Origin of the sequence: Citrobacter sp. wls829 (genome assembly GCF_005280825.1) — a bacterium.
GTDB classification, from domain to species: domain Bacteria; phylum Pseudomonadota; class Gammaproteobacteria; order Enterobacterales; family Enterobacteriaceae; genus Citrobacter; species Citrobacter gillenii.
Genome location: NZ_SZWP01000029.1, coordinates 207,091 through 225,605, shown reverse-complemented (window position 1 = coordinate 225,605; position 18,515 = coordinate 207,091). Strand labels below are relative to the sequence as shown.

Annotated in this window: 18 protein-coding genes and 1 other annotated feature; of the genes, 13 read left to right on the top strand and 5 right to left on the bottom strand. The window is 52.9% G+C overall.

Translation table 11 applies throughout. The annotated features are described in order from the left end of the window. Positions 1–191 precede the first annotated feature (191 nt). The 4 genes from creA to creD are packed head-to-tail and all read left to right on the top strand — an operon-like array spanning position 192 to position 4,195. Positions 192–665 carry a protein CreA gene (gene creA / locus FDW88_RS03615; protein ID WP_096758388.1) on the top strand — a complete coding sequence of 158 codons (474 nt, stop codon included), beginning with the start codon at positions 192–194 and terminating at the stop codon, positions 663–665. Positions 666–677: 12 nt separating this feature from the next. Continuing rightward, positions 678–1,367 carry a two-component system response regulator CreB gene (gene creB / locus FDW88_RS03610; RefSeq protein ID WP_115259517.1) on the top strand — a complete coding sequence of 230 codons (690 nt, stop codon included), beginning with the start codon at positions 678–680 and terminating at the stop codon, positions 1,365–1,367. Next, positions 1,367–2,791 (top strand): two-component system sensor histidine kinase CreC, encoded by a 1,425-nt coding sequence (gene creC / locus FDW88_RS03605; protein WP_137362039.1) that lies wholly within the window; start codon positions 1,367–1,369, stop codon positions 2,789–2,791. The genes creB and creC overlap by 1 nt, the downstream gene beginning before the upstream one ends. 57 nt (positions 2,792–2,848) lie before the next feature. After that, positions 2,849–4,195 carry a cell envelope integrity protein CreD gene (gene creD, locus FDW88_RS03600; protein WP_115259515.1) on the top strand — a complete coding sequence of 449 codons (1,347 nt, stop codon included), beginning with the start codon at positions 2,849–2,851 and terminating at the stop codon, positions 4,193–4,195. 60 nt (positions 4,196–4,255) lie between these two features. On the opposite strand, the gene arcA is transcribed toward creD, so the two are convergent. Further along, on the bottom strand, positions 4,256–4,972 hold the full coding sequence (arcA, locus tag FDW88_RS03595) for a two-component system response regulator ArcA (RefSeq protein WP_057109228.1): 717 nt from the start codon (positions 4,970–4,972) through the stop codon (positions 4,256–4,258). Between the two features lie 95 nt (positions 4,973–5,067). Between arcA and yjjY the strand changes: the two genes are divergently transcribed. From yjjY to thrC, 6 genes are all read left to right on the top strand, one after another. Further along, on the top strand, positions 5,068–5,208 hold the full coding sequence (gene yjjY / locus FDW88_RS03590; RefSeq protein WP_001541509.1) for a protein YjjY: 141 nt from the start codon (positions 5,068–5,070) through the stop codon (positions 5,206–5,208). 399 nt (positions 5,209–5,607) lie between these two features. Then, the gene (locus tag FDW88_RS03585) at positions 5,608–6,294 is read left to right on the top strand and encodes a tRNA/rRNA methyltransferase (RefSeq protein ID WP_137362038.1); all 687 of its coding nucleotides are present in this window, start codon (positions 5,608–5,610) and stop codon (positions 6,292–6,294) included. A gap of 206 nt (positions 6,295–6,500) precedes the next feature. Continuing rightward, positions 6,501–6,627 (top strand) — a sequence feature (Thr leader region). Beyond that, complete coding sequence (gene thrL, locus FDW88_RS03580) at positions 6,506–6,571, top strand: thr operon leader peptide (protein WP_096759473.1); 66 nt, start codon at positions 6,506–6,508, stop codon at positions 6,569–6,571. (Overlaps the previous feature by 66 nt.) A 23-nt stretch (positions 6,628–6,650) precedes the next feature. Then, positions 6,651–9,113 carry a bifunctional aspartate kinase/homoserine dehydrogenase I gene (gene thrA, locus FDW88_RS03575; protein ID WP_137362037.1) on the top strand — a complete coding sequence of 821 codons (2,463 nt, stop codon included), beginning with the start codon at positions 6,651–6,653 and terminating at the stop codon, positions 9,111–9,113. Between the two features lies 1 nt (position 9,114). After that, entirely contained in the window at positions 9,115–10,047 is a 933-nt protein-coding gene (gene thrB / locus FDW88_RS03570) for a homoserine kinase (protein WP_096758382.1), read from the top strand. Continuing rightward, entirely contained in the window at positions 10,048–11,334 is a 1,287-nt protein-coding gene (thrC, locus tag FDW88_RS03565) for a threonine synthase (RefSeq protein ID WP_096758381.1), read from the top strand. Positions 11,335–11,436: 102 nt separating this feature from the next. Here the strand turns inward: thrC and yaaA are convergent, their stop codons facing one another. Both yaaA and FDW88_RS03555 read right to left on the bottom strand, forming a co-directional pair. Beyond that, complete coding sequence (gene yaaA / locus FDW88_RS03560; RefSeq protein ID WP_115259511.1) at positions 11,437–12,210, bottom strand: peroxide stress protein YaaA; 774 nt, start codon at positions 12,208–12,210, stop codon at positions 11,437–11,439. Between the two features lie 77 nt (positions 12,211–12,287). Then, positions 12,288–13,718, bottom strand: a complete 1,431-nt coding sequence (locus FDW88_RS03555; RefSeq protein ID WP_137362036.1) for a sodium:alanine symporter family protein — start codon at positions 13,716–13,718, stop codon at positions 12,288–12,290. Positions 13,719–13,992: 274 nt separating this feature from the next. On the opposite strand from FDW88_RS03555, the gene tal reads away from it, so the two are divergent. The 3 genes from tal to FDW88_RS03540 all read left to right on the top strand — a co-directional run bounded on the left by tal (position 13,993) and on the right by FDW88_RS03540 (position 17,076). After that, the gene (gene tal / locus FDW88_RS03550) at positions 13,993–14,946 is read left to right on the top strand and encodes a transaldolase (protein ID WP_096758378.1); all 954 of its coding nucleotides are present in this window, start codon (positions 13,993–13,995) and stop codon (positions 14,944–14,946) included. A gap of 110 nt (positions 14,947–15,056) precedes the next feature. Then, positions 15,057–15,644: a molybdopterin adenylyltransferase gene (gene mog / locus FDW88_RS03545; protein WP_117342344.1), complete on the top strand. Its 588-nt coding sequence runs from the start codon at positions 15,057–15,059 to the stop codon at positions 15,642–15,644. Positions 15,645–15,768: 124 nt separating this feature from the next. Beyond that, a complete protein-coding gene (locus tag FDW88_RS03540; protein ID WP_137362035.1) occupies positions 15,769–17,076 on the top strand; it encodes an MFS transporter in 1,308 nt (435 codons plus the stop codon). Between the two features lie 35 nt (positions 17,077–17,111). On the opposite strand, the gene satP is transcribed toward FDW88_RS03540, so the two are convergent. Then, positions 17,112–17,678, bottom strand: a complete 567-nt coding sequence (satP, locus tag FDW88_RS03535) for an acetate uptake transporter (RefSeq protein WP_096758375.1) — start codon at positions 17,676–17,678, stop codon at positions 17,112–17,114. Between the two features lie 171 nt (positions 17,679–17,849). Next, entirely contained in the window at positions 17,850–18,254 is a 405-nt protein-coding gene (locus FDW88_RS03530) for a DUF2541 family protein (protein ID WP_137362034.1), read from the bottom strand. Positions 18,255–18,515: the final 261 nt, after the last annotated feature.

Here is an 18,515-nt window from a genome sequence, read left to right as displayed (position 1 = left end):
ACAGCGAGTACCTGACGTCAGGTAAGAGGATAATAGCATTTTTTGCTGTTTTAGCATTCAGTGTTTTTTTTGCTCATAAATGCTGTTTTCGGACATACGAAAGCGTGATTATTGTAATCCTGTGATCTGTATACATTTTATTTTAGAATGTTGAATAATTGCTCAGGGCAACTTTTAAAAATGGTAACAATATGAAATATAAGAGCTTAGTCATTTCCTCAATTTTGCTGTTGTTGGCGCAGGTGGCCCATGCGGAGCAGATTGGTTCTGTCGATACGGTATTTAAAATGTTTGGGCCGGATCATAAAATCGTCGTCGAAGCGTTTGACGATCCCGATGTAACCAATGTGACCTGCTATGTTAGCCGCGCAAAAACCGGTGGCATTAAGGGCGGGTTAGGTCTGGCTGAAGATACTTCCGATGCCGCCATTTCCTGCCAGCAAGTGGGGCCGGTTGAGCTGAGCGACAGAATCAAGAACGGTAAAGCGCAGGGCGAAGTCGTCTTTAAGAAACGGACGTCGCTGGTGTTTAAATCATTACAGGTGGTGCGTTTTTATGATGAAAAACGCAACACGCTGGCGTATCTGGCCTATTCCGACAAGGTTGTCGACGGTTCGCCAAAAAATGCCATCAGCGCGGTGCCCATCATGCCGTGGCGGCAGTAACAAGGAAGCAAAATGCAACAGGCGTTGATCTGGTTGGTTGAGGATGAGCAGGGTATCGCGGATACGCTTATCTACATGCTGCAACAGGAAGGTTTTAGCGTGGAAGCGTTTGAGCGTGGACTGCCGGTGCTGGAAAGCGCGCGTCAGCGATGCCCGGATGCGATAATCCTCGACGTCGGACTGCCTGATATCAGCGGTTTTGAACTGTGCCGTCGCCTGCTGGAGCGCCACCCGGCGCTGCCGGTTCTTTTTCTGACCGCCCGCAGCGATGAAGTGGACCGCCTGTTAGGTCTGGAGATTGGCGCGGATGATTACGTCGCCAAACCCTTCTCGCCGCGCGAGGTGTGCGCCCGAGTGCGCACGCTGCTGCGGCGGGTGAGGAAATTTGCAGCACCGCCATTGGCAGCGCGTTTTGGCAATTTTGAACTCAATGAACCCGCCGCGCAGATTGCGTGGTTTGGCTGTCCGTTAAACCTGACGCGCTATGAGTTCCTGTTGCTGAAAACCTTGCTGATGTCGCCGGGGCGTATCTACTCGCGCCAGCAACTGATGGATTTAGTTTGGGCCGATGCGCAGGATACCTACGACAGAACGGTGGACACGCATATCAAAACACTGCGCGCCAAACTGCGAGCTATTAATCCGGATCTCTCGCCGATTAACACGCATCGCGGGATGGGATACAGCCTGAGGAACGCCTGATGCGCATTGGCATGCGACTGCTGCTGGGCTACTTTTTGATTGTCGCCGTTGCCGCCTGGTTTGTTCTGTCTATTTTTGTGCAGGAGATTAAACCTGGCGTACGCCGGGCCACCGAAGGCACGCTGATTGACACCGCCACGCTGTTAGCGGCGCTGGCACGCGACGACGTACTCTCTGGCTCTGCTGCCAACGGTAAGTTGGCGCAGGCCTTCTCGCAACTGCATAACCGCCCTTTTCGTGCCAACATCAGCGGCATTAACAAAGTGCGCAATGAGTATCACGTCTACATGACAGATGCTCAGGGCAAGGTGTTGTTTGATTCCGCCAATAAAGCAGTAGGGGAAGATTATTCCCGTTGGAACGACGTGTGGTTAACGCTGCGCGGGCAATATGGCGCGCGCAGTACGCTGCAAAATCCGGCTGACCCAGAAAGCTCGGTGATGTACGTTGCGGCACCGATTATCGACGGTGAGCGCATTATTGGGGTGCTTAGCGTCGGGAAGCCCAATGCGGCAATGGCACCGGTAATTAAACGCAGCGAGCGGCGGATGCTGTGGGCGAGCGCGGTGTTGCTGGGGATCGCATTAGTGATTGGCGTGGGAATGGTATGGTGGATCAACCGCTCTATTGCCCGGCTGGCGCGCTATGCTGACTCGGTGACGGAGAATCGGCCCGTCGCGTTACCGGATTTAGGCAGCAGTGAATTGCGAAAACTGGCGCAGGCGCTGGAAAGTATGCGCCTGAAGCTGGAGGGTAAGAATTACATTGAGCAGTATGTGTATGCCTTAACCCATGAACTGAAAAGCCCGCTGGCGGCTATTCGTGGCGCGGCGGAGATTTTACGTGAAGGGCCGCCACCTGACGTGGTGGCACGTTTTACCGAAAATATTCTGACGCAAAATGCGCGTATGCAGGCACTGGTCGAAACCCTGTTGCGCCAGGCGCGGCTGGAAAACCGGCAGGATGTTGCGTTTACGCCCGTTGCGGTTGATGCACTGTTTGCTCAGCTGCGCGAGTCGCGTAGCGTCCAGTTGGCTGCTAAACATATCACGCTCAACATTGTGCCCTCATCATGGGTGGTTGCGGCTGAACCTGCGCTGCTGGAGCAGGCCATGGGTAATCTGCTGGATAACGCCATCGACTTTACCCCTGAACAGGGGACCATTGTCCTGAGTGCGCAGCAGCAAGGAGAAAAGGTCTCATTGCAGGTGACGGACTGCGGCAGCGGGATCCCTGATTTTGCGTTACCGCGCATTTTTGAACGATTTTATTCACTGCCCCGCAAGAATGGTCACAAGAGCAGCGGTCTGGGGCTGGCGTTTGTCAGCGAAGTTGCCCGTCTGTTTGACGGCGATGTGACACTGAGTAATCGCCCCGAAGGCGGAGTACAGGCGTCGTTCACACTTCACCGTCACTTCACATAACTTCAAATTCTGCGCACATAGCCGTTCTACCTTGTCGTCATTGCAAAGGAGAACGCTATGTTGAAATCCCCCCTGTTCTGGAAAATCGTCACCTTAGGTGGCGCCATGCTGTTGCTGTTAATTCCTCTGACGATGGTCAGGCAGATAATCGTTGAGCGATCGGATTACCGTAATGAGGTCGAAGATGCTATCCGGCAGAGTACCAGTGGGCCGCAGAAGTTAGTTGGGCCGCTAATTGCTATCCCCGTGACCGAACTTTATACCTCGCTGGAAGACGGTAAAGAAGTCTCGCAAAAGCGCAGCTATATCCATTTCTGGCTACCGGAGTCGTTGATGGTTGAGGGCAATCAAAATGTTGAAGGACGTAAAGTCGGCATTTATGAGGGCCAGGTCTGGCATAACGATGTGTCGTTGAACGCGGAGTTCAATGCTGAACGGCTGAGTGAATTGCATCACCCTAATATAACGTTAGGGAAACCGTTTATTGTGGTTGGCGTCGGCGACGCACGCGGGATTGGCGTGGTGAAAGTGCCGCAGATTAACGGGACGTCGCTGGCCGTTGAGCCGGGAACGGGGCTTGATGGGCGTGCGCAGGGGATCCACATTCCGCTGCCGGATGCGGAATGGACGAAGCAAAACCTTAGTCTGGCGCTGTCGCTTAATCTGAACGGTACCGGGGATTTTTCCGTTGTCCCCATTGGACGTAACAGCGAAATGACCCTAACCAGTAACTGGCCGCATCCCAATTTTCTGGGGGATTTTTTGCCCACGAAGCGTGAAGTTAGTGCATCAGGGTTTACGGCCCAATGGCAAAGCAGCTGGTTTGCCAATAACCTCGGTGATCGTTTTGATGGGGAAAAAATTGGCTGGCAGGGAATGCCAGCGTTTAGCGTGGCGGTAGCTACACCGGCCGATCAATATCAGCTGACCGACAGAGCAACGAAGTATGCCATCTTACTGATCGTACTGACTTTTATGTCTTTCTTTGTGCTGGAGAGTATGACCAGTCTGCGCCTGCACCCCATGCAGTATCTGTTGGTAGGGTTATCGCTGGTGATGTTTTATCTGCTGTTGCTGGCACTGTCAGAACATATTGGTTTTACCGCGGCGTGGATTATTGCCAGCCTGATTGGTGCCCTGATGAACGGCGTGTATTTACAGGCGGTATTACAAGGGTGGCGTAACAGTATTCTGTTCACCCTGGCGCTGTTGGCACTGGACGGGGTGATGTGGGTGTTACTGCGTTCGCAGGACAGTTCTTTGCTACTGGGAACCGGCGTGCTGTTATTGGCACTGTGCGGGATTATGTTCCTAACGCGTCATCTTGACTGGCACGCACTGGCTCGGCCCAAAGCAAAAGAGACGCAACCCGTGGAAAACGATGAATTTCGTTTGTGGAAGTAGGGTGGAGATAAAATGAAAAACGGCGCTTTACGCGCCGTTTTTGTTCCCGCAAGGATGAGATTAATCCTGCAGGTCGCCGCAGAAACGATAGCCTTCACCGTGAATGGTGGCGATGATTTCTGGCGTATCCGGCGTAGATTCGAAATGCTTACGAATACGACGGATAGTCACGTCAACGGTACGGTCATGCGGCTTCAGTTCGCGACCGGTCATTTTTTTCAGCAGTTCTGCGCGAGACTGGATCTTGCCCGGATTCTCACAGAAGTGAAGCATGGCACGGAATTCGCTGCGTGGCAGTTTATACTGCTCGCCGTCAGGACCGATCAGAGAACGGCTGTTGATGTCCAGTTCCCAACCATTGAACTTGTAGCTTTCGACGCTACGACGTTCTTCGCTGACCGTGCCCAGGTTCATGGTACGGGACAGCAAGTTACGAGCACGGATAGTCAGTTCACGCGGGTTAAACGGTTTGGTGATGTAATCATCCGCGCCGATTTCGAGGCCGAGAATTTTATCGACTTCGTTATCGCGGCCCGTCAGAAACATCAGCGCAACGTTAGCTTGTTCGCGGAGTTCGCGCGCTAACAGAAGACCGTTTTTACCTAGCAGATTGATATCCATAATCACAAGGTTGATGTCATATTCAGAGAGGATCTGATGCATTTCCGCGCCATCTGTCGCCTCGAATACATCATAGCCTTCCGCTTCGAAAATGCTTTTCAACGTGTTACGTGTTACTAACTCGTCTTCAACGATAAGAATGTGCGGGGTCTGCATGTTTGCTACCTAAATTGCCAACTAAATCGAAACAGGAAGTACAAAAGTCCCTGACCTGCCTGATGCATGTCGTAAATTAACATGATCGGCGTAACATGACTAAAGTACGTAATTGCGTTCTTGATGCACTTTCCATCAACGTCAACAACATCATTAGCTTGGTCGTGGGCACTTTCCCTCTGGACCCGACAGTGTCAAAAACGGCTGTCATCCTAACCATTTTAACAGCAACATAACAGGCTAAGACGTACCGGACACCCAATAAAACTACGCTTCGTTGACATATATCAAGTTCAATTGTAGCACGTTAACAGTTTGATGAAATCATCGTATCCAAATGTTAGCTTTCATCACAAAATTGCAATAATACAACTAGTTGCACGTGCTAACTAATAAATGTAATGAATCCTACGAATGAGATCCATTTTAAATTAAATTATCATGAATAAACAGAAGGATATGCAACTTCTGTTAACATAAAAAGCAATAGTACAGGTACGAAACAGTTTAGCATTTTTTACTTAATGTAAAATGCTTTTTCAGTGATCTCTGTTAAAAATATGTAAATTCGCGCTGCGTAATATGTTGATGTGCATCACATTATTATCGGCAAACTGACCAAAAAGAGTAGCAAAATGCGTTTAACAATTATTCTGGTGGCCCCTGCCAGAGCGGAAAATATTGGTGCGGCAGCCCGTGCGATGAAAACCATGGGATTCACCGAGTTGCGGATCGTTGACAGTCAGGCACACCTGGAACCGGCCACGCGCTGGGTGGCCCACGGTTCGGGTGACATTATTGATAATATTAACGTTTTTACAACGTTAGCCGAGGCGCTGCACGACGTGGATTTTACCGTTGCTACCACGGCGCGCAGTCGCGCAAAGTTTCATTATTACGCTACTCCGGTCGAATTGGTTCCGTTGCTGGAGGAAAAATCGGCGTGGATGGATCACGCTGCGCTGGTTTTTGGCCGTGAGGATTCTGGCCTGACGAATGAAGAACTGGCGCTGGCAGACGTGTTGACCGGCGTACCGATGGTGGCTGATTATCCTTCACTGAATTTGGGGCAGGCGGTGATGGTGTATTGCTATCAATTAGCCGGTTTAATACAACAGCCCGCTAAAACCGCTGAGGTGACGGATGAGCTTCAGCTCCAGGCATTACGGACGCGTGTTTTACGTTTATTGACCACGCTGGATGTTGCCGATGACATCAAACTCACGGACTGGTTGCAACAACGAATGGGCCTGTTAGGACAGCGAGACACGGCAATGTTGCACCGTTTATTACATGATATTGAAAAAAATATCACAAAATAAAATATTGCCAATCTATTCTTTGTGGGTTTTTTATTCTAACTTCAAGCGTGCCTGACGCGCCGTATTGGTTGAAAGTAAAACGGTAAGCAGTGACTCGTGAACAAGTTTCGGAACGTGATCAATTTAGAAATTTATTGACTTAGGTCACGAGATACTTTAACCCTAAAAGAATAGAGCACAGACAGATAATAATTACAGAGCACACAACATCATGAAACGCATCGGCACCACCATTACTACAACCATCACCATTACCACAGGTAACGGTGCGGGCTGACGCGTACAGGAAACACAGAAAAAAGCCCGCACCTAAACAGTGCGGGCTTTTTTTTCGACCAGAGGCAACGAGGTAAACCATGCGAGTGTTGAAGTTTGGCGGTACATCAGTGGCAAATGCAGAGCGCTTTCTGCGGGTTGCCGATATTCTGGAAAGCAATGCCAGGCAGGGGCAGGTTGCGACCGTCCTCTCTGCCCCGGCAAAAATCACTAACCATCTGGTGGCGATGATTGAGAAGACCATCGGTGGCCAGGATGCTTTAGCCAATATCAGCGACGCCGAACGTATTTTCTCTGAGCTTTTGGTCGGTCTTGCCGCGGTTCAGCCCGGTTTCCCGCTGGCGCAACTCAAAGCCTTTGTTGAACAAGAATTTGCCCAAATTAAGCATGTCCTGCACGGCATCAGCCTGCTGGGACAGTGCCCGGACAGCATCAACGCCGCGCTTATCTGCCGTGGTGAAAAAATGTCGATCGCAATTATGGCCGGGCTGCTGGAAGCACGTGGCCACAAAGTGACGGTTATTGATCCGGTTGAGAAACTGTTAGCGGTGGGTCATTACCTCGAATCGACCGTTGATATTACCGAGTCTACGCGTCGAATTGCCGCCAGCCGTATTCCGGCAGACCATATGGTGTTGATGGCAGGCTTTACCGCCGGGAATGAAAAAGGTGAGCTGGTGGTGCTGGGACGTAACGGCTCTGATTACTCCGCCGCCGTGCTGGCTGCCTGTTTGCGTGCAGACTGCTGTGAGATCTGGACGGACGTTGACGGCGTGTATACCTGCGACCCGCGCCAGGTCCCCGATGCCAGACTGCTGAAGTCAATGTCTTATCAGGAAGCGATGGAGCTGTCTTATTTCGGCGCCAAAGTGCTTCACCCGCGCACCATTACCCCGATTGCCCAGTTCCAGATCCCTTGCCTGATTAAAAATACCGGTAACCCACAAGCGCCGGGTACGCTGATTGGCGCCAGCCGCGATGAAGATGATCTGCCGGTAAAAGGCATTTCGAATCTCAACAATATGGCGATGTTCAGCGTGTCGGGCCCTGGAATGAAAGGGATGGTCGGCATGGCGGCCCGCGTGTTTGCCGCGATGTCTCGCGCAGGGATTTCGGTGGTACTGATCACCCAGTCGTCTTCTGAATACAGCATCAGCTTCTGCGTCCCGCAGGGCGACTGTGCGCGTGCACAGCGTGCGATGCAGGATGAATTCTACCTCGAGTTGAAAGAAGGACTGCTGGAGCCGCTGGCGGTCACTGAGCGCCTGGCGATCATCTCAGTAGTTGGCGACGGTATGCGTACACTGCGCGGTATCTCCGCGAAATTCTTTGCCGCGCTGGCGCGTGCCAACATCAATATCGTGGCTATCGCCCAGGGCTCGTCTGAGCGCTCTATTTCGGTGGTGGTGAACAATGATGATGCCACCACCGGCGTGCGCGTGACGCATCAGATGCTGTTCAATACCGATCAGGTGATAGAAGTCTTTGTCATAGGCGTCGGTGGCGTCGGGTCTGCGCTGCTTGAACAGCTTAAGCGGCAACAAACCTGGCTGAAGAGCAAGCATATTGATTTACGCGTTTGTGGGGTGGCGAATTCGAAGGCCCTGCTGACCCATGTTCACGGTCTGAATCTGGAAAACTGGCAGGCGGAGCTGGCGGAAGCCAAGGAACCTTTCAACCTCGGTCGCTTAATTCGCCTGGTGAAAGAATACCATCTGCTTAACCCGGTGATTGTGGACTGTACGTCAAGTCAGGCCGTGGCAGATCAGTATGCGGACTTCCTGCGCGAAGGCTTCCACGTCGTGACGCCGAATAAAAAGGCGAATACCTCGTCGATGGATTACTACCATCAGCTACGTTTTGCCGCCGCGAAGTCCCGACGTAAATTCCTCTATGACACCAACGTTGGCGCGGGATTACCGGTTATCGAAAACCTGCAAAACCTGCTCAGTGCAGGTGATGAACTGCAACGCTTCTCGGGGATTCTGTCCGGTTCGCTGTCGTTTATTTTTGGCAAGCTGGATGAAGGCATGAGCTTCTCGCAAGCCACCACGCTTGCACGCGAAATGGGCTATACCGAGCCCGATCCACGCGATGACCTTTCCGGGACGGATGTGGCGCGCAAACTGCTGATCCTCGCCCGCGAAACCGGTCGCGAGCTGGAGCTTAGCGATATCGTTATTGAGCCGGTGTTACCGCAAGATTTTGATGATTCTGGCGATGTCTCTGCGTTTATGGCTAAGCTGTCGCAGCTCGATGATGCGTTTGCCGCGCGCGTGGCGAAAGCCCGTGATGAAGGGAAAGTCATGCGCTATGTTGGCAATATCGAAGAAGACGGTGTGTGTCGGGTGAAAATCGCCGAAGTGGATGGCAACGATCCGCTGTATAAAGTGAAAAATGGCGAAAACGCGCTGGCGTTCTACAGTCACTACTACCAGCCATTACCGCTGGTACTGCGTGGTTACGGTGCAGGTAATGATGTCACGGCGGCGGGCGTCTTTGCCGATCTGCTACGCACCCTTTCATGGAAGTTAGGAGTTTAACATGGTGAGAGTTTATGCCCCGGCTTCCAGTGCCAATATGAGCGTCGGGTTTGATGTGCTCGGGGCGGCGGTTACGCCCGTTGATGGTTCTTTGTTAGGTGATGTTGTCTCTGTGGAAGCCGCTGACAGCTTTAGCCTCAACAACCTGGGGCGCTTTGCGAGCAAACTGCCGTCAGAGCCGCGGGAAAATATCGTCTACCAGTGCTGGGAGCGATTTTGTCAGGAGCTGGGGAAAGCCGTTCCGGTGACGATGACGCTGGAAAAAAATATGCCGATTGGCTCCGGCTTAGGCTCCAGCGCCTGTTCTGTTGTGGCCGCGCTGGTGGCGATGAATGAGCACTGCGGTAAACCGCTCAACGACACCCGCCTGCTGGCGATCATGGGTGAGCTGGAAGGGCGTATCTCCGGCAGTGTTCACTACGATAATGTGGCACCGTGCTTTTTGGGCGGTATGCAGTTGATGATTGAGGAAAACGGCATTATCAGCCAACAGGTGCCAGGCTTTGATGAGTGGTTGTGGGTGCTGGCCTATCCGGGAATTAAGGTTTCAACGGCTGAAGCGCGGGCGATTTTACCGGCGCAATACCGTCGCCAGGACTGTATCGCCCACGGGCGACATCTGGCGGGCTTCATTCATGCTTGCTATTCCCGTCAGCCAGGGTTAGCGGCAAAGCTGATGAAAGATGTGATTGCCGAGCCATATCGCACCCGCTTGCTGCCCGGCTTCAGCCAGGCGCGTCAGGCGGTGGCGGAAATCGGCGCGGTGGCCAGTGGTATTTCCGGTTCTGGACCGACGCTGTTTGCCCTGTGCGATAAACCGGAGACGGCGCAGCGGGTTGCAGACTGGCTGGGTAAAAATTACCTGCAAAATCAGGAAGGCTTTGTTCATATTTGCCGGCTGGACACGGCGGGCGCACGGGTACTGGGAAAATAAATGAAACTCTACAATCTAAAAGATCATAACGAGCAGGTCAGTTTCGCGCAGGCCGTCACCCAAGGGTTGGGTAGAAAACAGGGGTTATTTTTTCCGCACGATCTGCCGGAATTTAGCCTGACCGAAATCGATGAAATGCTGAAGTTGGATTTTGTCAGCCGTAGCGCAAAGATCCTGTCCGCCTTTATTGGTGATGAAATAGCGAATGACGTCCTCGCAGATCGCGTGCGCGCGGCGTTTGCATTCCCTGCGCCGGTTGCTCAGGTGACGGGGGATGTCGGTTGTCTGGAGCTGTTCCACGGCCCGACGCTGGCCTTTAAAGACTTTGGCGGGCGCTTTATGGCGCAGATGCTGACGCACATCAGCGGCGACAAGCCGGTAACCATCCTGACGGCCACGTCCGGCGATACCGGGGCGGCGGTCGCGCATGCCTTTTATGGCCTGAAAAATGTGCGCGTGGTGATCCTCTATCCTAACGGTAAGATCAGCCCGTTACAGGAAAAACTGTTCTGTACGCTGGGTGGAAACATTGAAACTGTCGCCATTGACGGTGATTTTGATGCCTGCCAGGCGCTGGTGAAACAGGCGTTTGATGACGAAGAACTGAAGGTGGCGCTGGGATTAAATTCGGCTAACTCGATCAACATCAGCCGGTTGCTGGCGCAAATCTGCTACTACTTTGAGGCCGTGGCGCAACTGCCGCAGGAGGCGCGCAATCAGCTGGTGGTTTCTGTACCGAGCGGCAACTTTGGCGATCTGACCGCTGGACTGCTGGCAAAATCGCTCGGTTTGCCGGTGAAGCGTTTTATCGCGGCAACCAATGTCAACGATACGGTTCCGCGTTTCCTTGAAGAAGGCGAGTGGGCGCCGAAAGCCACCCAGGCGACCTTATCGAATGCCATGGATGTCAGCCAGCCGAACAACTGGCCGCGCGTGGAAGAGCTGTTCCGTCGTAAAATCTGGCGTCTGAACGAACTGGGCTATGCGGCCGTTGACGATGCGACCACTGAGGAAACGATGCGTGAGCTGCAGGCGATTGGCTACACCTCAGAGCCGCACGCGGCGGTGGCGTACCGCGCGCTGCGTGATCAACTGAACCCAGGCGAATATGGCCTGTTCCTTGGGACCGCGCACCCGGCGAAGTTTAAAGAAAGCGTTGAACAGATCCTTGATGTGACGCTGGATCTACCAAAAGAGCTGGCGGAGCGTGCGGACTTGCCGCTGCTGTCGCATCATCTACCGGCTGATTTTGCCGCGCTGCGTCAACTGATGATGACCCGCGGATAATTGTTGTGCCGGATGGTGACGCTAGCGCGTCTTATCCGGCCTACGGGCATTCGTTTTGTGTCGTAGGCCGGATAAGGCGTTAGCCGCCATCCGGCATGTACACTAGTGCTCGTGACGTTTAAACACCAACTCGCCTTTACCGGAAGCTTCTTCATCAAAGAAATAGCCCTCGCTGTTAAAGGCGGTCAGCTGTTCTGGCTGGGTTAAGCGGTTTTCAATGATATAGCGGCTCATCAGACCGCGCGCTTTTTTAGCATAGAAACTGATCACTTTGAATTTGCCATTTTTCTCGTCGAGGAAGACCGGTTTGATCAGCTCCGCGTTCAGTTTTTTCGGTTTCACGGACTTAAAATACTCATCCGAGGCGAGGTTAATCACCACGTTGTCGCCTTGTGCTTCCAGCGCTTCGTTCAGCTTGTCAGTGATGATGTCCCCCCAGAACTGGTAGAGATCTTTGCCTTTGGTGTTGGCAAGGCGAATGCCCATCTCGAGGCGGTAAGGCTGCATCAGATCCAGCGGGCGCAGCACGCCGTACAACCCGGACAACATGCGTAAATGCCGTTGGGCGAAATCAAAATCGGCCTCGCTGAAGGTGTCTGCCTGCAGCCCAGTGTAGACGTCGCCTTTAAACGCCAGGATGGCCTGACGCGCATTATCGGGCGTGAAGTCAGGTTGCCAGTCGTGGAAACGGGTGGCGTTCAGGTCCGCCAGCTTGTCGCTTATCCCCATCAGCTTACCTATTTGCGGTGCAGACAGCTGACGCGCTTCGTGGATAAGCTGCTGGGAATGGTCCAGCAGCTCGGGCAGCGTATGGCGCGTGGTGGCCAGTGGACTTTGGTAGTCGAGCGTTTTTGCAGGTGAAATCAGAATCAGCATATCCAGTCCTTGCGGGAGATTTACTGCGACTGTAGCAAAAAAAACGACAGAATTGATCGATGGTTGCGATTGCCGCGCTAGCTGCGCGGCGGCTCATCCCAGGTATCAGGTGCAAGCTGTTGTCTGATATCAGGATAACGCTGCGGATCAAATTCCGGTCGCACGCCGAGTTTTCGCTGGCGCAGGTAGTCGCTGGCAAGAGTATGAACAACCGGGGAAAGCAGCAAAATCGCCGTCAGATTCGTGATGGCCATGCAGGCCATAATAATGTCGGCGAGCTGCCACACCAGCGGAAAGTGGAGTAGTGTTCCGCCGATCACGGTGCAGACGGTGGTAATACGCAAAATCCAGATGATGCGAATGGTGTCCAGTTTCAGAAAGATCAGATTATTTTCTGCATAAATGTAGTTAGCGACAATAGAGCTGAAGGCGAACAGAACCACAATCAGCGCAACGAACCCGGCACCCCATTCCCCCGTGAGCGTTACCATGGCCTTCTGGACCAGTTGAATACCTTCCATTGGAACGTACGTGGTGCCATTGCCTGCCAGTAGAATAATCATTGCGCTGGCCGTACAGATAACCAACGTATCGCCCAGCACGCCAATCATCTGCACAATGCCTTGTGCGGCGGGATGCGGAGGCCATGACGCGGCCGCGGCCGCGGCGTTAGGCGTTGAACCCAGGCCCGCTTCATTAGAAAACATACCGCGTTGAAAGCCGCTGGCAATGGCCTGGCTTAGCGTATACCCGGCGGCGCCGGCGGCGGCTTCCTGCCAGCCAAACGCGCTTTTCACAATGGTGACGATGACCTCAGGGATCTGTCCGATATGCCACAGGCAGATGACGATGCTGCAGCCGACCCACAGCAGGGCCATTAAGGGCACGATCCATTGCATCAGGCGGGCAACGCCTTTAATACCGCCGACGATGACGAGCAAAGACAGCACTGCCAGCGAGATCCCGGATACGAGGGGCGGGATGTCGAAAGCAAACTCCAGCGCACGCGAGACCGAGTTCGCCTGGACGCTGTTAAAAACTAAGCCATAGGCAATGAGTAAAAAGATGGCGAACAGAACACCCATCCAGCGCATGCCCAGCCCGCGCGCCATATACCACGCGGGTCCGCCGCGAAACTGGCCTTTACTGTCGCGTTCTTTATACAGTTGGGCGAGTGAGCATTCGGCAAATGAAGTTGCCATGCCGATCACCGCCGAGACCCACATCCAGAAGACGGCACCCGCCCCCCCAGCCGCGATAGCCAGGGCAACGCCTGCCAGGTTTCCGCTGCCGATACGGGCGGCGAGGCTGGTACACAGAGCCTGAAATGAGGTTACACCCCCAGGTTGTGGGTTGATGCTATTTTTAAGACTTTTGCCAAACTGGCGAACGTAGCGGAACTGGACGAAACCGGTACGGTAAGTGAACCAAAATCCTGCGCCCAGCAGGAGATAGATCATCACCGAGCCCCACAGTATTTCATTAATAAATGCGAAAAAATCAGGCATTAACATCCCTCTTGTTGATGCCGGCACGCGCTAATATCCTGATGTAAGCGCTACCAATTATCGAACAGTATAAACCTTGTAATGAGATTGATAGTGGGAGTTTACCATAACATCAGGTCGACTCTTTAATTGCGCACTATAGGCTCTGAGATGCGTAATCAGGGCTGAACGGCAGGTGAGGCACTCCCGGCGGTTGCGCTGAGAGTGCGTCGTGCTATCATCAGGAAAGATCGGTTACATCCCCCTAACACGCTGTTTAAAGAGAAACGCTATCATGACGGACAAATTGACCTCCCTTCGTCAGTTCACCACTGTAGTGGCCGACACCGGAGACATCGCGGCAATGAAGCTGTATCAGCCTCAGGATGCCACAACTAACCCTTCTCTCATTCTTAACGCAGCGCAGATCCCGGAATACCGCAAGCTGATTGATGACGCTGTGGCCTGGGCTAAGCAGCAGAGCAACGACCGCGCGCAGCAGGTAGTCGACGCGACGGACAAACTGGCGGTAAACATCGGCCTGGAGATCCTGAAACTGGTCCCGGGTCGTATCTCTACTGAAGTTGACGCGCGCCTGTCCTACGACACCGAAGCGTCTATCGCGAAAGCGAAACGTCTGATCAAAATGTACAACGATGCTGGCATCAGCAACGATCGCATTCTGATCAAACTGGCTTCTACCTGGCAGGGTATCCGTGCCGCGGAGCAGCTGGAAAAAGAAGGCATCAACTGTAACCTGACTCTGCTGTTCTCCTTCGCGCAGGCGCGTGCATGTGCAGAAGCAGGCGTTTACCTGATTTCTCCGTTCGTTGGCCGTATTCTGGACTGGTACAAAGCCAACACCGATAAGAAAGAGTACGCACCGGCAGAAGATCCGGGTGTGGTTTCCGTCACGGAAATCTATGAGTACTACAAACAGCACGGTTACGAAACCGTGGTGATGGGCGCGAGCTTCCGTAACATCGGCGAAATCATTGAGCTGGCGGGCTGCGATCGTCTGACTATTGCCCCGGCACTGCTGAAAGAGCTGGCTGAAAGCGAAGGCGCGCTCGAACGTAAACTGTCCTTCTCTGGCGAAGTGAAAGCCCGTCCTGCACGTATCACTGAAGCTGAGTTCCTGTGGCAGCACAACCAGGACCCGATGGCTGTAGACAAACTGGCGGACGGTATCCGTAAGTTTGCTGTAGACCAGGGCAAACTGGAAAAAATGATCGGCGATCTGCTGTAATCATTTGCGCGTGGCCCTGACGGGGGTCACGCTACCTCTTCTGAAATCTGTCTGTCCTTCCCTTCGCAGTGTATCATTCTGTTTAACGAGACTGTTTAAACGGAATAATCATGAATACTTTACGCATTGGCTTAGTTTCTATTTCTGACCGTGCCTCCAGCGGTGTTTATCAGGATAAGGGTATTCCCGCACTTGAAGAGTGGCTAGCGTCCGCCCTGACAACGCCTTTTGAACTGCAAACCCGGTTGATTCCGGATGAGCAGGCGATCATTGAACAAACATTGTGTGAACTGGTTGATGAAATGGGCTGTCACCTGGTGCTGACCACCGGCGGCACCGGCCCGGCGCGTCGTGATGTAACCCCAGATGCTACGATGGCGGTAGCCGACAGGCAGATGCCCGGCTTTGGTGAACAAATGCGCCAGATTAGCCTGCACTTTGTGCCGACGGCGATCCTCTCCCGTCAGGTTGGGGTTATTCGCAAGCAGGCACTGATCCTCAACCTGCCTGGCCAGCCGAAATCGATCAAAGAAACGCTGGAAGGGGTGAAAGACGCCGACGGTAACGTTATTGTGGCGGGTATTTTTGCAAGTGTACCATATTGTATACAGCTGCTGGATGGGCCGTATGTGGAAACCGCCCCGGAAGTGGTAGCATCTTTTCGGCCTAAAAGCGCGATACGCGATACAAATGCCTGAAAGTAGCCTTTTCGTGACATAAAGCGCAATGCCGGTGGAGTATTGAATTGTTTACGATATAGTAATTTTTGATATACACGTATCGCTAAACACCTTCAATCACTCCACTGACGCATGGTTTGCTATGTCACAACATTCTCGACCGCTGAATCGCCAGGATTATAAAACCCTTTCGCTCGCTGCTCTCGGTGGGGCGCTCGAGTTTTATGATTTTATTATCTTTGTCTTCTTTGCCGCCGTTGTGGGTGAGCTGTTCTTCCCCGCGGACATTCCCGAATGGCTACGTCAGGTACAAACCTTCGGTATTTTTGCCGCGGGCTATCTGGCGCGCCCGTTAGGCGGCATCATCATGGCGCATTTTGGCGATCTGGTCGGGCGCAAAAAAATGTTCACTCTGAGCATTTTACTGATGGCGATACCGACGCTGGCGATAGGTCTGCTGCCGACGTATTCCTCGATGGGGATCCTGGCCCCGCTGTTGCTGTTGCTGATGCGTATTCTGCAAGGTGCCGCCATTGGAGGAGAAGTGCCGGGGGCCTGGGTGTTTGTTGCCGAACACGTGCCGGAGCGCCGTATCGGCATTGCCTGTGGAACGCTGACTGCCGGGTTAACGGTGGGGATCCTTCTGGGCTCGGTGGTGGCCACGTTGGTGAATACCAGCCTGACGCAGCAGGCGGTACATGAGTACGGCTGGCGTATACCTTTCTTGCTGGGAGGTGCGTTTGGGCTGGTGGCAATGTATTTGCGCCGCTGGTTGCAGGAGACGCCGATCTTTCTCGAGATGCAGCAGCGCAAAGCGTTGGCGCAGGAACTGCCGGTGAAGTCGGTCGTCAGCAAGCATAAAAAAGCGGTGGCGGTGTCGATGCTACTGACCTGGCTGCTCTCAGCTGGGATTGTGGTGGTGATCCTGATGTCGCCCGTCTGGCTGCAAAAACAGTATGGTTTTGCACCTGCGCTGACGTTACAGGCCAACAGCGTGGCCACCATTATGCTGTGCATCGGGTGCTTGCTGGCGGGATTCGTGGTCGACAGAGTGGGTGCCAGCAAAACCTTTATTGTCGGTAGCCTGCTGCTGGCCTGTTCCAGCTGGTTTTTCTATCACCTGATCGGCAGTCATCCTGAGCACCTGTTCCTGTTGTACGGTCTGGTTGGGCTGTGCGTTGGCGTGGTTGGCGCGGTGCCTTACGTGATGGTACGGGCGTTCCCGGCGGAAGTCCGTTTTACCGGTATTTCTTTTTCCTATAACGTCTCGTATGCCATTTTCGGTGGTTTGACGCCAATCGCGGTCACGATGTTGATGAGTGTGTCGCCGATGGCTCCGGCCTGGTATGTGCTGGCGCTTTCGCTGGTGGGTTTAGGGCTGGGGATTTGGCTACGACAGGATATTTATCATCGTGATACGGACGCTGAGGGAGAATTACAGCGTCTGTAAGGATTATCCCCCCTTGCGGGGGGATACAGACAGAATTAGTGCATTTCACCAATTGGCAGGATGGTGCGGCCAAACTGTTCGTTCAGCACTTCACCCATCGCCAGGTAAATGGCGCTTGCACCACACACTAAGCCAATCCAGCCAGCAACATGAATAATCGCTTCGTTACCTGCAATATTGCCCACAGCCAGCAGGGCGAACAGCACGGTCAGGCTCAGGAAGACAAACTGCAGCGCGCGGTTTGCTTTCAGTGTGCCGAAGAACATGAACAGGGTGAACACGCCCCACAGACCCAAATACACGCCGAGGAACTGCACGTTCGGTGCTTCTGTCAGGCCCATTTTCGGCATTAACAGGATCGCGACCAGCGTCAGCCAGAACGAGCCGTAAGAGGTGAAGGCGGTTAAGCCGAAGGTATTGCCTTTTTTGTACTCCAGCAGACCGGCAAAAATTTGCGCGATACCGCCGTAGAACAGTCCCATCGCCAGGATAATACCGTCAAGGGCGAAGAAACCCGCGTTATGCAGGTTAAGCAAAATGGTGGTCATGCCGAAGCCCATCAGGCCCAGCGGTGCCGGATTAGCCAACTTAGTGTTGCCCATAATTCCTCAAAATCATCATTGATTGAATGGTGAAATAATTTCCCCGAAAAACGATCACGGACTTCGGGGCGCGGCATGATAATCAGGGGAGAGGGGGCTGTCTATGATCTGATGAGGGGAAAATGAATTTTTTTCCCCAGTACTGAATATCATGGCCGAGAAGTCAGGGGGTTAGTCATCACCAATGACTTTTAAGGTCGCCATGTCGGAGGAGTTTACTGACTGGCCAGAGAAGGTGATTTTAGACACACAGCGTTTGTTGTCGTTGTCGCTATTGATGTTAATCCAGTTGGTGGTTTTCCCCTCTTTGATGGAGGAAGGAACATTCAGGCTCTGGCTGGACATGCGCGCGGCTTTAAAATAAACGGAAGCGCCATTTAGTGTGATATCACCACGGTCTGCCGTCAGTTGAATACGCTTCACGACACGACAAATAGGGATTCTTAGCGTGAGATCGTTGGTTGCATTTCTGGGCATGGCAATCATTCCCAGAACTTTATGATCGTTAGCCTGTGCAGTGCTGCTCAGCAGCAGACCTATCAACAGGCTGGCGGGAAGGGTAAACAGGGATTTCATGAAATTTCTCTTTGACGGGTTCAAAAGTGAGTGACGAGTGACCATAATACCGCCGTTGGAAAAACGGTTCATGCAGGTAATCTTTTCTTTTTATTACAATTTTCAAGTGAATGACTGGTATTTTTAATATTGGTTTTATGAATTATTTTGGGGTGGTGACTATTTACTTTCCTGTTTTTCTGCCCGTTATCTCTCATTTTATTGCGATCGGGCTAAAAAAAATTTGCATGCCCCCCTTGATGACGTGGGTTACGACCCCAT